The sequence below is a fragment of the Stenotrophomonas sp. ASS1 genome (assembly GCF_004346925.1).
GTDB classification, from domain to species: Bacteria; Pseudomonadota; Gammaproteobacteria; order Xanthomonadales; family Xanthomonadaceae; genus Stenotrophomonas; species Stenotrophomonas maltophilia_A.
This window is the reverse complement of record NZ_CP031167.1, coordinates 2,068,021-2,082,647: the sequence shown is the minus strand read 5'-3', so window position 1 is coordinate 2,082,647 and position 14,627 is coordinate 2,068,021. Positions and strand designations below refer to the sequence as shown.

Sequence of the window (14,627 nt, the reverse complement as noted above, 5' to 3'; positions counted from 1 at the left end):
AGTGGTTCGCAAGCGCGCCTCCTCGCCCACCACGGCGGCCTCCTGCAGTACGTACTGCGCCAGCTGGCCAGCAAGTAACGCGTCACCTGTAGAGCCGAGCCTGCGCTCGGCTACATTGCCACAGCATCAGCCGAGCATGGCTCGGCTCTACAACAAGAAGAAGGGCCGGATCCTCACAGATCCGGCCCTTCCTGTTTCTCCGCAGCCAGGCATGGCCTGGCTCTACTGCGTCACCGACGGCATCGGGATAGATGCCAGGTGCCCGATCACCGCCGCGGGGCGTCCGGGTCGGTGCGCAGGGCCTTCAGCAGGCCCCACATGTAGAACGCCAGGGTGAACGAGAACGGCAGGCCGCACAGCACCACCGCGGTCTGCATCGCACTGAAGTTGCCGGCCAGCAGCAGGCCGACGCTGGCCACGGTGATGCCGGCCGCCCAGAACACGCGCAGCCAGATCGGCGCGTCGTGGCCATCCTCCACGCCGTCGTCAACGCGACGGGTGCACAGGTTGGCGATCATCAGCGTGCCCGAATCGACCGGAGTCAGGAACAGCACGAAGCCGATGACCACTGCGGCGCCGGCCACGTACGGCGCGGCGGGCAGGTACTCCAGCAGCTTGAACAGCGTCATCGCCGCATCATGCTGGGCCACGTCCCCCAGGATCGCCTGGCCGTGGTTGAGCACCAGGTCGATGGCGGTGTTGCCGAAGATCGACAGCCAGGCCAGGGTGAAGCCGAGCGGGATCAGCAGCACGCCCATGATCACTTCGCGGATGGTGCGACCACGCGAGATGCGCGCCACGAAAAGACCGACGAACGGCGCCCAGGCGATCCACCACGCCCAGTAGAACAGCGTCCACGAGCCCATCCACTCACGGCCCTTCGGGTCGTTGAGGTACATGTCGAAGCTCTTGCGCACGAATGCGCCGAGATAATCGCCGGTGTTCTGGATCAGACCATCGAACAGGTGCAGGGTCGGGCCGGTGACCAGCACGAACAGCAGCAGGCCGCACAGCAGGCGCACGTTGAGGTTGGAGAGCCAGGCAATGCCCTTCTCCACACCCGCCACCACGCCGATGGTGGCCACCACCATCATCACCAGCACGATTGCCACCAGCACCTGCGGCGTATCCGGGATGTGGAACAGGTAGACCAGGCCGGACTGCACCACCAGCGCGCCGATGCCGAGGTTGGTCACCATCGAGATCAGCGTGGCAAGGATGCCGAAGCCATCGACCATGTCGCCGATGCGGCCATGGATGCGCTCACCGAAGATCGGGTACAGCGCCGAGCGCAGCGCCAGCGGCAGGTCGCGGCGGTAGGCGAAATAGCCCAGCGCCACGCCGACCAGCGCATACAGCGCCCAGCCGTGCAGGCCCCAGTGCAGGAAGGTCAGCACCATCGCCTCGCGGCCGGCGGCCACGGTCCCGCCGGGCTGCCCGGGCGGATTGAGGAAGTGGTCCAGCGGCTCGTAGGCGCCGTAGTACAGCAGCGCGATGCCGATGCCGGCCGAGAACAGCATCGACACCCAGGCCACGTAACCGAACGCCGGTGATTCCTCGTTGTGGCCCAGGCGGATGCGGCCATACGGTGAGAACGCCAGCCACAGCACGAAGCCCAGGCACAGCACGATCAGCAGCATGTACCACCAGCCGAACGCCGCCGAGACTTCGGCCTGCGCCCACTGCAGCCAGTGCTCGCTGCTTTCGGGATAAAGAACGGTGAGCAGCCCGAGGATGCCGATCGACACCGAAGAGCTGAAGAAGACAAAACGGTTCAAGCGCAGGGGCGAACGCTTGGGATGAGCCAGGGAAGACATGGGGTCGTCTCATCAAGTCCGAGGGGGCACATGGGCGGGGCCGGACCGGTAAACCGGGCCCATGGCGTGGGGCGCGAGCGCATCCTAGGGTTTATTGATTGAACGTTCAATCAATAAAAAGCATAATGGCGGGCAGCCCGATCCTTCGGGTCGCAATCCGTGGAGAGACAATGCCGAAGAAAGGCGTGGAACCGGTACGGCGCGAGCAGCTGATCCGGGCCACTTTCCAGACCATCGACGAGATCGGCATGGCCGATGCGACCGTCGCCACCATCGCGAAGAAAGCAGGGCTGTCCAGCGGCATCGTCGCCCACTACTTCGGCGACAAGGACGGCCTGCTCAATGCTGCAATGCGGCAGATCCTGCGTGAACTGAAGGACGCGGTCGCCCGCTACCGTGCCGACGCTGGCGATGACCCGCGCGAGCAGCTGCGCGCCATCGTCGACGGCAACTTCGACGACAGCCAGATCAACGGCACCGCGATGCGCGTCTGGCTGACCTTCTGGGCCGCCAGCATGCACCAGCCGGAACTGGCCCGGCTGCAGCGCGCCAACGACCAGCGCCTGTTCTCCAACCTGTGCCACCAGTTCAACCGCCTGCTGCCCCACCCGCAGGCCCGCCTGGCCGCCCGTGGCCTGGCCGCGATGATCGACGGCCTGTGGCTGCGCGGCAGCCTGGTCGGCGGCCAGTTCAACGCCGAGAAGTCCCGGCGCATTGCTTACGGCTACATCGACTTCCAGTTGCAGGCTGTCGCGCTATAAGCGCTTCAGCACCCGCCCCCTTCCAAGGAGTACGCCCCATGACCACCCTGCCCGTCCAACAGCTCTACATCCACGGCCAGCGCGTCGATGCCACCAGCGGCAAGACCTTCAAGACCGTGAACCCGGCCACCGGTGACGTGATCGCTGAAGTGCAGGTCGCCAGCCAGGCCGACGTCGAACGCGCCGTGCAGAGCGCGGCCGAAGGCCAGAAGGTGTGGGCGGCGATGACTGCCATGGAGCGTTCGCGCATCCTGCGCCGCGCCGTCGAGATCCTGCGCGAGCGCAACGACGAACTGGCCCACCTGGAAACCCTGGACACCGGCAAGGCACTGGCCGAAACCACCACCGTGGACATCGTCACCGGTGCCGACGTGGTCGAGTACTACGCCGGCCTGGCCACCGCCATCGAAGGCATCCAGCTGCCGCTGCGCGAATCGAGCTTCTTCTACACCCGCCGCGAGCCGCTGGGCGTGGTCGCCGGCATCGGCGCCTGGAACTACCCGATCCAGATCGCCATGTGGAAGTCGGCCCCGGCCCTGGCCGCCGGCAATGCGATGGTGTTCAAGCCGTCCGAAGTGACCCCGCTGACCGCGATCCGCCTGGCCGAGATCTACACCGAAGCCGGTGTGCCGGCCGGCGTGTTCAACGTCGTGCAGGGCCCGGGCCGCGAGATCGGCCAGTGGCTGACCGAGCACCCGGTGATCGAGAAGATCTCCTTCACCGGCGGCGTCGCCACCGGCAAGAAGGTCATGGCCAGCGCCGCATCCTCGTCGCTGAAGGAAGTGACCATGGAGCTGGGCGGCAAGTCGCCGCTGGTGATCTGCGATGACGCCGACCTCGACCGCGCCGCCGACATCGCGGTGATGGCCAACTTCTTCAGCTCCGGCCAGGTCTGCACCAACGGCACCCGCGTGTTCGTGCCGCGCAGCATGCTGGCCGCGTTCGAAGCCGCCGTGGTCGAGCGCGTCAAGCGCATCCGCATCGGCGACCCGATGGCCGCCGAGACCAACTTCGGTCCGCTGACCAGCTTCCCGCACATGGAAAACGTGCTGCGCTACATCGAAAGCGGCAAGGCCGAAGGCGCTCGCCTGCTGACCGGCGGCGGCCGTGCCACCGAAGGCGCGCTGGCCAATGGCGCCTACGTGCTGCCGACCGTGTTCTCCGACTGCCGCGATGACATGACCATCGTCAAGGAAGAGATCTTCGGGCCGGTGATGAGCATCCTTGCCTACGACGACGAAGACGAAGTGGTGCGTCGTGCCAACGACACCACCTTCGGCCTCGCCGCCGGCGTGGTCAGCAAGGACATCAGCCGCGCCCATCGCATCATCCACCGCCTGGAAGCCGGCATCTGCTGGATCAACACCTGGGGCGAATCGCCGGCCGAAATGCCGGTCGGCGGCTACAAGGAATCCGGCGTCGGCCGTGAGAACGGCATTTCCACCCTCGGCCACTACACCCGCATCAAGTCTGTGCAGGTGGAACTGGGCGACTACGCCAGCGTGTTCTGATCGGCGCGCCGCGAGCGCGCACCTTCGTCCGGCCACTGCGCCGATCCGACATTCCGCCGGGACGCCTGCACGCAGCGCGCCCCGGCCTGCAGGAGACACCCATGAGCACCCATAACGAGTACGACTACATCATCATCGGCGCCGGTTCGGCCGGCAACGTGCTGGCCACCCGCCTCACCGAAGATGCCGATGTCAGCGTGCTGCTGCTGGAAGCCGGTGGCCCGGACTACCGGCTCGACTTCCGTACCCAGATGCCGGCGGCGCTGGCCTTCCCGCTGCAGGGCAAGCGCTACAACTGGGCGTACAAGACCGATCCCGAGCCCTTCATGAACAACCGCCGCATGGACTGCGGCCGTGGCAAGGGGCTGGGTGGCTCGTCGCTGATCAACGGCATGTGCTACATCCGCGGCAACGCGATGGACTACGACAACTGGGCCAGCATGCCGGGCCTGGAAGACTGGACCTACCTGGACTGCCTGCCGTACTTCCGCAAGGCCGAAACCCGTGACATCGGCCCCAACGACTACCACGGTGGCGAAGGCCCGCTGCGGGTGACCACGCCGAAGGCCGGCAACAACGAGCTGTTCGCCGCGATGGTCGAGGCCGGCGTGCAGGCCGGCTACCCGCGCACCGACGACCTCAACGGCTACCAGCAGGAAGGCTTCGGCCCGATGGACCGCACGGTGACCCCGAAGGGCCGTCGTTCCAGCACCGCCCGCGGCTACCTGGACCTGGCCAAGCCGCGCCCGAACCTGACCATCGTCACCCACGCGCTGACCGACCGCATCCTGTTCTCGGGCAAGCGTGCGGTGGGCGTGCAGTGGCTGCACAACGACCAGCCGCAGCGTGCCACCGCCCGCCGCGAAGTGCTGCTGTGTGGCGGCGCCATCGCCTCGCCGCAGATCCTGCAGCGCTCGGGCGTCGGCCCGGCCGATCTGCTGCGCAGCCTGGACATCGACCTGGTGCACCACCTGCCGGGCGTCGGCGCCAACCTGCAGGATCACCTGGAGATGTACCTGCAGTACGAGTGCAAGAAGCCGGTCTCGCTGGCGCCGGCACTGAAGCTGTACAACCAGCCGGCAATCGGTGCCGAGTGGCTGTTCCTGGGCACCGGCATCGGCGCCAGCAACCAGTTCGAGGCCGGTGGCTTCATCCGCAGCGACGCCGAGTTCGACTGGCCGAACCTGCAGTATCACTTCCTGCCGGTGGCGATCAATTACAACGGCTCCAACCCGATCAAGGCACACAGCTTCCAGATGCACGTCGGTTCGATGCGCTCGCCCAGCCGCGGCCGCATCCACGTGCGTTCGAAGGATCCGCGCGAACATCCGAGCATCCTGTTCAACTACATGTCGCACGACCAGGACTGGCGCGAGTTCCGCGCGGCGATCCGGATCACCCGCGAGATCTTCGCGCAGCCGGCACTGGCTCCGTACAGCGGCCGCGAGATCTCGCCGGGCAGCGCACTGCAGACCGATGCGCAGATCGATGCGTTCGTCCGCGAGCATGCCGAGACCGCCTACCACCCGTCGTGCTCGAACAAGATGGGCCATGCCGATGACCCGATGGCGGTGGTCGACGGCCAGGGCCGCGTGCACGGGCTGGAAGGCCTGCGCATCGTCGATGCCTCGATCATGCCGCAGGTGGTGACCGGCAACCTCAACGCACCAACCATCATGATGGCCGAGAAGCTGGCCGACGTGATCCGTGGCCGCACTCCGCTGGCCCGCAGCACCGCGCCGTACTACAAGGCCAACGGCGCACCGGTACGCAAGCAGGGCTGACGCAAGCGCCCCGCTTGGGGCCACGGTACTGCCGGCCGCTGGCCGGCATCCACCGGAATCCCGATCGAGCGCAGATGCCGGCCAGCGGCCGGCATTACCAAGCAAAGAGGCCCTTCGGGGCCTCTTCGCGTTTTCCCTACGGCGGGGTATGCTGCAATGAACGGCCATTGTGGATACGCTCAGGGCCGTAACCTAAAACATCACGATTCCTGGAGGGGGAATATGAGTCTGGATCGTCCCTGGCTGCAGAGCTATCCGAAAGGCGTTCCCGCCGAAATCGACGTCAACGAATTCCATTCGGTCGCCTCGGTCTTCGACGCTTCCGTCGCGAAATTCCGCGACCGTCCCGCCTACTCCAGCTTCGGCAAGGTCCTCACCTATGGTGAGACGGACGCGCTGGTCACCCAGTTCGCCGCCTACCTGCTGGGTGAGCTCAAGCTCAAGAAGGGTGACCGCGTCGCCCTGATGATGCCCAACTGCCTGCAGTACCCGGTGGCCACCTTCGGCGTGCTGCGCGCCGGCCTGACCGTGGTCAACGTCAACCCGCTGTACACCGCGCGCGAACTCAAGCACCAGCTGGTTGATGCCGGCGTCAGCGCCCTGGTGGTGGTCGACAACTTCGGCGACACCGTCGAACAGGTCATCGCCGATACGCCGGTCAAGCACGTGGTCACCACCGGCCTGGGCGACCTGCTCGGCGCCAAGGGCGCGATCGTCAACTTCGTGCTGAAGTACATCAAGAAGATGGTGCCCAACTACCACATCAAGGGCGCCGTCCGCTTCAAGCAGGCGCTCAAGCTGGGCAGCCGCCACGCGCTTCCGCCGGTCGAGATCGACCACGACGACATTGCCTTCCTGCAGTACACCGGTGGGACCACCGGCGTGGCCAAGGGTGCGATGCTGACCAACCGCAACCTGATCGCCAACATGCAGCAGGCGTCGGCGTGGCTGTCCACCTCGGGCATCGAGCCGGGCAAGGAAGTGATCATCACTGCCCTGCCGCTGTACCACATCTTCGCGTTGACCGCGAACGGGCTGGTCTTCATGAAGTTCGGTGGCTGCAACCACCTGATCACCAACCCACGCGACATGAAGGGCTTCGTCAAGGAGCTCAAGGGCACCCGCTTCACTGCCATCACCGGCGTCAACACGCTGTTCAACGGCCTGCTCAACACCCCGGGCTTCGACGAGATCGACTTCTCTTCGGTCAAGTTCACCCTGGGCGGCGGCATGGCGGTGCAACGTGCCGTGGCCGAACGCTGGAAGAAGGTCACCGGCGTGACCCTGGTCGAAGCCTATGGCCTGACCGAGACCTCGCCCGCGGCCTGCATCAATCCGCTCACCCTGCCCGAGTACAACGGTGCCATCGGCCTGCCGATCCCGTCCACCGATGCCTGCATCAAAGACGACAACGGCAACATCCTGGCGCTGGGCGAAGTGGGCGAGCTGTGCATCAAGGGCCCGCAGGTAATGAAGGGCTACTGGCAGCGTCCGGAAGAAACCGCCACCGCCATCGATGCGGACGGCTGGCTGCACACCGGCGACATGGCGAAGATGGACGAACAGGGCTTCTTCTACATCGTCGACCGCAAGAAGGACATGATCTTGGTGTCCGGCTTCAACGTGTACCCGAATGAGGTCGAAGACGTCATCGCGATGATGCCGGGCGTGCTGGAAGTCGCCGCCGTCGGTGTCCCGGACGAAAAGTCCGGCGAAGTGGTCAAGGTCGTGATCGTGAAGAAGGACCCGAACCTGACCGCGGAAATGGTCAAGGAACATGCGCGGGCAAACCTGACCGGTTACAAGCACCCCAGAATCGTAGAATTCCGAAAGGAGCTGCCGAAGACCAACGTCGGCAAGATTCTCCGTCGCGAGCTGCGTGATACGCCCGCCCAGTAAGGGTTTCCGGGCAACGGGAGAGTGCAGGGACCCCGCCGGAGACGGCGGGGTCTTTTTATTACCGGAACATGGCCGGTACAGCGCTTGCGGGCGGTTCACGACGGGTGCATAGAATCAGTCGCCGCCGCACGTTCAGCCCGCCCCCTCACTCCTCTCCGTCCGCTCTGCGGTTGGCCGGACGGTCACACGGAGAACTCCCATGTCCGCAGTACGCCCCATCATCACCCGTCCCTCGCAGCACCCTACCCTGCGTATCACCGAAGAACCCGAGCGGGATGTCTACTGGATCCACATGCACGCCAACCTGGTCAACCAGCCGGGCCGGCCGTGCTTCGCCTCGCGCCTGGTCGATGACATCGTCGACTACCAGCGCGAACTGGGCGATCGCCTCAGCGCCTCGCACGCTCTGTCACCCCATGTCGTTCTTGCCTCGGACAGCGACGTGTTCAACCTGGGTGGCGATCTCGAACTGTTCTGCCGCCTGATCCGCGAGGGCGACCGTGCCCGCCTGCTCGACTATGCCCAACGCTGCGTGCGCGGCGTGCATGCCTTCCATGCCGGCCTGGGCACCCGTGCCCACAGCATCGCCCTGGTCCAGGGCAATGCACTGGGTGGCGGCTTCGAGGCCGCACTGAGCTGCCACACCATCGTCGCCGAGGAAGGCGTGCTGATGGGCCTGCCCGAGGTGCTGTTCGACCTGTTCCCGGGCATGGGCGCCTACTCCTTCCTGTGCCAGCGGATCAGCCCGCGCCTGGCCGAGAAGATCATGCTGGAAGGCAACCTCTACACCGCCAGCCAGCTGAAGGAGATGGGCCTGGTCGACATCGTGGTGCCGGTGGGCGAAGGCGTTGCCGCGGTCGAACAGGTGATCAAGGAAAGCCGGCGCATTCCGCACGCGTGGGCGGCGATGCGTGAGGTCAACGAGATCGCCACCATGGTGCCGCTGCATGAAATGATGCGGATCACCGAGATCTGGGTGGACACCGCCATGCAGCTCGGCGAGAAGTCCCTGCGCACCATGGATCGGCTGGTACGGGCGCAGGCCCGGCGCAATGGCGACCCGGCCTGACCGTCTGGCGGGTCAGGACGGGCTGCGCTCGCTGTCGTCGCGGTGCGATGCTCCCGCACTACGGGCAGCCAACGCATTCCTGCCGTTGCGCAGGGCGGTCGCCAGGCTGCCGAGGCGGGCGTTCCATTCACCCTTCAGCTGCCAGTCCGCCATGCGCATGATTTCGCCACTGGAGGCGGCAACCTGGACAAGCCCCAGGTTGCTCGCCACCCCGCGCAGCGCGTGTGCGTGCTCGCGGAAATCCTCCCAGGCCTGGCGCTCGCCGCAGCCCTGCAGCTGGCCCATGCTCGCGTCGACGTCCGCCAGGCACTGGTCGATGAACTTGCGTTCGAAGCCATCGCCCATGCCCAGCGACGCCAGCTCGTCCAGCACCGCGGTATCGAGCACGCCATCGCCGACCGGCAATGCAGGCACCGACTGGATGCCGGGTTCGGCGCGGGTGTTGGCGGCGACATCGGCCAGCACTTCCAGCAGGCGGGTGGCCACCACGGGCTTGGCAAGGAAGGCGCGAGCGCCGGCCTGCTCGCAACGCAGGATGGACTCGGGGGTGACGTCTGCGCTCAGCACCATGACCGGAACGTAAGGCATGCCGCTGGCCTGCATCACCCGCAACTGCTTGAGCAGATCCAGTCCGCTCATGCCGGGCATGTGCAGGTCGACGATCGCTGCGTCGTAACTGGCCTGCTCCAGCGCATCGAGCACTTCGGCGCCGCCGTTGACGCAGGTGACCTTGTGGCCGGCCTTCTCCAGCAGCCGCTGCAGCACCATGCGGTTGGCCTCGTGGTCGTCGGCGACCAGAACCCGCAGGCTCCGCACCCGTGCACGATGGCGCAGGAAGGGGTTGGAAAACGCGATGACATTGCCGGCTTCAGTCACCTCGGACGGAACCGCCGGGGCTGATGAGGTGTCTGCGACGTCCAGCGTGATCTCGACCCAGAACACGCTGCCTCGCGGGCTGTTCGGCGCATAGCCGACCTGCCCGCCCATCGACTCGACCAGGCCCTTGGCAATGGCGGTGCCCAGACCGGTGCCTTCATGGCGCCGGGCCAGGCCGACATCGCCCTGCTCGAAGGCATTGAACAGGCGTCCGCGCAACGCCACCGGCACGCCGATGCCGGTATCGACGATCTCGAATCGCAGGCGCATCCGCTCGCTGCCCAGCGCATCGGGGCTGGACACGCGCAGATGCACGTAGCCGCTGTCGGTGAACTTGACCGCGTTACCCATCAGATTGAGCAGGATCTGCTGCAGATGACCGGCATCACCCAGCAGGCGCGGCGGCACGTTGTCATCCACCTGCACGCGATAGTCCAGCGATTTGGAGCGGGTCTGCGGGGTCAGGATCAGGTTGATCGCCTGCAGCACGTCGGCCAGCGCGAACTCGTGCCACTCCACGCGCACCTTGCCGGCTTCGATCGCGGAGATGTCCAGCACCTCTTCCACCAGCGCCAACAGGCTGCGGGTCGAGGCCTGGATGGTGTTCAGGCACTCGCGCTGTTCGTCGTCCAGGCGGGTGGTGGCCAGCACTTCGGTCATGCCGGCCAGCCCGTTCAACGGCGTGCGGAACTCATGGCTCATGTTGGCCAGGAAACGGCTCTTGGCTTCGTTGGCCTGGCGCGCCTCTGCCACCGCCCGGGTCAAGGCATGCAGCAGCGAATCGAAGTACAGCGGAATCGCGCCCAGGCCGAGCAGCAGGCCCCAGCCCAGATAGTCGTGGCCGCGCCAGTACGGCGACAGCATCACCGTGCACAGGAAGGCCAGGCAGCCCATGGCCGTGGCCACGCGCAGGTAGGTGCTGCCGTAGCGCATGCCGTTGCCGATCGTGACCCACAGCATCACTGCATACAGCGGTGCCGCCGGCTCACCCTGGATGGTCATGATCCAGGCCATGCAGGTGTAGTCGGTCAGCATGCCGATCACCCGGCGCACATGCGACACACCCGGATTGACCAGGATCGCGGTCAGCAGGCCGGCGGAAATGGTCAGCTCGAAGGCGAGGATCAGCCACGTCGCAGTCAGTGCCTCACCGCCGCCGCTCAGCGAGCGCCAGCCGAGATAGCTGATGAACAGCGCCGTGATGATGATGCGGATCAGGTTCTGCGCGTGCTCGCTGTCCTCGCGCCCGGACAGGCGTTGCTTGATGCGTGCCAGCAGCGAGCGCTTGTCGGAGCCAGCGGCGGGAGTCGTATCCATGGTCGGATGTCGCATCCTTCGGCGCAGCAGGGAAGAGCAGCACAACGGTACTGCCAGCAACCCCAACCACAGGGAAATGGCCAGCCCCAGGTTGGCCTGCCAGTAAGGGGTCAACAGCACGGTGGTGCCGAAACTGACCATCGCCAGCACGATGGCAGCGGCCAGGTAACGCGGCCCGAAGCGCAGGCCGTTGCCCACCGTGACCCACATCACCACCGCATACACCCACGCCAGCGGCTCACCCATCTGGATCATGCCGACCGCGATCAGGCCGTAATCGGCCAGCATTCCCGCCACCCGCCGCGGATCGGAGCGCTCCGGCTTCCACAGCAGCCAACCGAACAGCAGCAGCGAAAGTCCCAATCCGGTCAGTACCGTCGCGAGCACGCCCTGGTACTGCTCCAGACGGTGCAGGCGCGCACCGGACAGCAGCACATAGACCAGGATCAGCGAGATCAGCACCACCCGCACGATCGCCTGGCCATGTTCCGAATCCGGACGCTGCGCCAGCCGACGCCTCACGCGTGCGAACAGGTCCTGCATGTCACCCACCCGGTCGCGTCGATGCCGTCGAGTGCTGGGCGCAGATATCCATCAACTGCTGGTGGCCGCGCATCAGCGCATCCACGCAGCGTGGATCGAACAGGCGGCCACGCTGGGCATACAGATAGGCCAGTGTGGCTTCCATGGTCCATGCTTCCTTGTACGGACGGGGTGAGATGAGTGCGTCGAAGACGTCGGCCACGGCGACGATGCGCGCTTCCAGCGGAATCGCCTCACCGACCAGCCCATCCGGGTAGCCGCTGCCGTCGTAACGTTCGTGGTGGCGCAGCGCGATCAATGCGCCGACCTGGATGAAGCGGTTCTGGCTGCCACTGAGCAGCTCATGGCCGATGCGTGGGTGCCGGCGCATGATCGCCAGCTCCTCGTCGTTGAGCTTGCCCTGCTTGAGCAGCACTGCATCGGGAATGGCGATCTTGCCCATGTCATGCAGCGGCGCGGCCATCTCGATCAGGCGCACGTCGTCTTCGGGCAGGCCCAGCTGCTCGGCGATCAGCCCTGCCACGCGCGCCATGCGTTCAAGGTAGGCACTGGTGCCGGCATCACGGAACTCGATCGCCCGCGCCAACCGCGACAGGGTCTCACGCTCGCGTTCCTCGACCTCGTGCATGCTGGCCAGCAAGCGCTGCTCCAGCGACAACGCGCGTTGCTTCACGTTCTCGGTCTGCTGGCGCAGCTGCAACAGGTTGTAGCAGCGCGCGCGCAGTTCGCGCGGACGGATGGGCTTGACCAGGAAGTCGATAACCCCCGCTTCCAGCGCCGCCTGACGGATCGGCTCGTCGCCGACTACGGTGATCAGGATCACCGGAATGTCACGATGCTTGGGCAGGCGACGGAAACGGCGGGCGAACTCCAGCCCGTCCATTTCCGGCATGCGGTAATCGAGCAGCAGCAGGTCGACCGGATGCGCCTCGCACCAGGCCAATGCGGTCAGCGGATCACCGAAGTCATACACGCTCAGTTCCGGCGCGATATCTTCGATGACGTGACGCAGCATCGTCCGGGCGGACGTCTGGTCGTCAACAATGACGATGTTCAACGCGTACTCTGCCTGGTTTCTCGACCATGCTGGATCATCAGCAGGCGAGGATACCCTGCCGCTGCGAACGCTCGCACCCTGCATCGGCCTGACTCCCGTGTCATGCGTCCCGGTTCATGATCGTCATCACATTGTGAAGCGGACTCTCCACAATGCGCACTCCCCCTGGCGCCGATCAAGCCACAACAGACGTCAAGGTAGTGCATTAACGATACGCCGAGTGCGGGAGGCGTCAATCGCGCCGTCTCATTTCGCGACGGCGCGCACAAACAGGAGTCAAAAAGACGACTTACTGCTCCGGACGCATGTAGGGGAACAGCAGCACGTCACGGATCGAACTGCTGCCGGTCAGCAGCATCACCAGGCGATCGACGCCGATGCCGAGGCCGCCGGTCGGTGCCATGCCGTACTCCAGCGCACGGATGTAGTCGGCGTCGTAGTGCATGGCCTCGTCATCGCCGCCTTCCTTCGCCGCCACCTGGGCCTGGAAACGCTGGGCCTGGTCTTCCGGGTCGTTCAGCTCGGAGAAGCCATTGGCCAGCTCCTTGCCGTTGACGAACAGCTCGAAGCGGTCGGTGTAGCCCGGATCGTTGTCGTTGGCACGGGCCAGCGGCGAGACCTCCACCGGATGGTCGGTGATGAAGGTCGGCTGGATCAGGGTGTGCTCGACCGTGGCCTCGAAGATCTCCAGCAGCAGCTTGCCCCAGCCGTAGGACGGCTTGACGCGGATCTTCAAGCGCTCGCAATGGCGCAGCAGTGCATCGCGGTCGGTGCAGTCGGCAGCAGAGATTTCCGGGTTGTGGTGGCGGACCGCCTCGTCCATGCGCCAGCGGCGGAACGCCGGGCCCAGGTCGATCTTCGCGCCATCCCACTCCACCTCGGTGCCGCCATTGACCGTCCTGGCCACGTCACGGATCACGCCTTCGGTCAGGTCCATGATCTCGTTGTACGTGGCATAGGCCTCGTACAGCTCCATCATGGTGAATTCCGGGTTGTGGCGGGTGCTGACGCCTTCATTGCGGAAGTTGCGGTTGATCTCGTAGACGCGCTCCAGGCCACCCACGGTCAGGCGCTTGAGGTACAGCTCCGGCGCCACGCGCAGGTACAGGTCCAGGTCCAGCGCATTGTGGTGGGTGGTGAACGGCTTGGCCGCCGCGCCGCCGGGGATGTAATGCATCATCGGCGTTTCGACTTCCAGGAAGTCGCGGTTGTCCAGCCACGCGCGCATGGCGCGGATGATCTTCGAGCGCTTGATGAACACCGCGCGCGACTCCGGGGTCACGATCAGGTCGACATAGCGCTGGCGGTAGCGCTGCTCGACGTCGGCCAGGCCATGCCACTTGTCCGGCAGCGGGCGCAGCGACTTGGTCAGCAAGCGGATCGATTCGGCCTTGACCGACAGCTCGCCGGTCTTGGTACGGGTCAGGCCGCCTTCGACGGCGATGATGTCGCCCACGTCCCAGCCCTTGAAGGCGGTGTAGGCATCGCCCAGCACCGTGCCCTGCAGGAACAGCTGGATGCGGCCGGACTCGTCCTGGATCTGCGCGAAACTGGCCTTGCCCATGATGCGCTTTGCCATCAGGCGGCCCGCCATCTTCACCTGGCGGCCGTTGCCTTCCAGGGCCTCGGCGGTCCACTGCTCGGCGTCGGCGAATTCTTCCTGCAGGCGGCCGGCGAAGTCCTCGCGACGGAAATCGTTCGGGTACGCGATGCCCTGCCCACGCAGCGTTTTGAGTTTCTCGCGGCGCTCGGCGATCAACTTGTTTTCGTCAACGGGGGGGGTATCGGTAGCTTCGCTCATGGATCTGCGGGAATCGTGTAGTGAGGGGGGATGTTGCGCCCGGCACAGCCGGTTGCCCAGCATACCAAAACCGCCCCGCCCCAGCCCTGGGCCGGGCCCCCGCCTGGTCGTCGCCAACCTTGGTTGGCGGTCCGTGTGTCGACCAAGGTCGACACCTACCAGGCCCACTGCCCGCCGCTCTGGTAGCCGCCA

General features: G+C 65.7%; 9 protein-coding genes. 5 read left to right on the top strand and 4 right to left on the bottom strand.

The annotated features are described in order from the left end of the window. Positions 1 to 266: 266 nt before the first annotated feature. The gene (locus MG068_RS09835) at positions 267 to 1,817 is read right to left on the bottom strand and encodes a BCCT family transporter (protein WP_032129837.1); all 1,551 of its coding nucleotides are present in this window, start codon (positions 1,815 to 1,817) and stop codon (positions 267 to 269) included. Between the two features lie 170 nt (positions 1,818 to 1,987). Between MG068_RS09835 and betI the strand changes: the two genes are divergently transcribed. The 5 genes from betI (at position 1,988) to rpfF (ending at position 8,841) form a co-directional block, all read left to right on the top strand. Then, complete coding sequence (betI, locus tag MG068_RS09830) at positions 1,988 to 2,578, top strand: transcriptional regulator BetI (RefSeq protein WP_005416394.1); 591 nt, start codon at positions 1,988 to 1,990, stop codon at positions 2,576 to 2,578. Positions 2,579 to 2,616: 38 nt separating this feature from the next. Next, complete coding sequence (gene betB, locus MG068_RS09825; protein WP_071229326.1) at positions 2,617 to 4,089, top strand: betaine-aldehyde dehydrogenase; 1,473 nt, start codon at positions 2,617 to 2,619, stop codon at positions 4,087 to 4,089. A gap of 101 nt (positions 4,090 to 4,190) precedes the next feature. Further along, entirely contained in the window at positions 4,191 to 5,873 is a 1,683-nt protein-coding gene (gene betA / locus MG068_RS09820; protein ID WP_014037074.1) for a choline dehydrogenase, read from the top strand. A 222-nt stretch (positions 5,874 to 6,095) separates the two neighbouring features. Then, positions 6,096 to 7,772, top strand: a complete 1,677-nt coding sequence (locus tag MG068_RS09815) for a long-chain fatty acid--CoA ligase (protein WP_032129834.1) — start codon at positions 6,096 to 6,098, stop codon at positions 7,770 to 7,772. 199 nt (positions 7,773 to 7,971) lie between these two features. Then, positions 7,972 to 8,841, top strand: coding sequence for a diffusible signal factor synthase RpfF (gene rpfF, locus MG068_RS09810; RefSeq protein ID WP_012480080.1), 870 nt, complete (start codon positions 7,972 to 7,974; stop codon positions 8,839 to 8,841). Between the two features lie 12 nt (positions 8,842 to 8,853). Here the strand turns inward: rpfF and MG068_RS09805 are convergent, their stop codons facing one another. The 3 genes from MG068_RS09805 to lysS all read right to left on the bottom strand — a co-directional run bounded on the left by MG068_RS09805 (position 8,854) and on the right by lysS (position 14,435). Next, the gene (locus MG068_RS09805; RefSeq protein WP_132810044.1) at positions 8,854 to 11,577 is read right to left on the bottom strand and encodes a response regulator; all 2,724 of its coding nucleotides are present in this window, start codon (positions 11,575 to 11,577) and stop codon (positions 8,854 to 8,856) included. A 1-nt stretch (position 11,578) separates the two neighbouring features. After that, positions 11,579 to 12,718, bottom strand: coding sequence for a cyclic di-GMP phosphodiesterase response regulator RpfG (gene rpfG, locus MG068_RS09800; RefSeq protein ID WP_006364528.1), 1,140 nt, complete (start codon positions 12,716 to 12,718; stop codon positions 11,579 to 11,581). Positions 12,719 to 12,923: 205 nt separating this feature from the next. After that, a complete protein-coding gene (gene lysS, locus MG068_RS09795; RefSeq protein ID WP_049424637.1) occupies positions 12,924 to 14,435 on the bottom strand; it encodes a lysine--tRNA ligase in 1,512 nt (503 codons plus the stop codon). Positions 14,436 to 14,627: the final 192 nt, after the last annotated feature.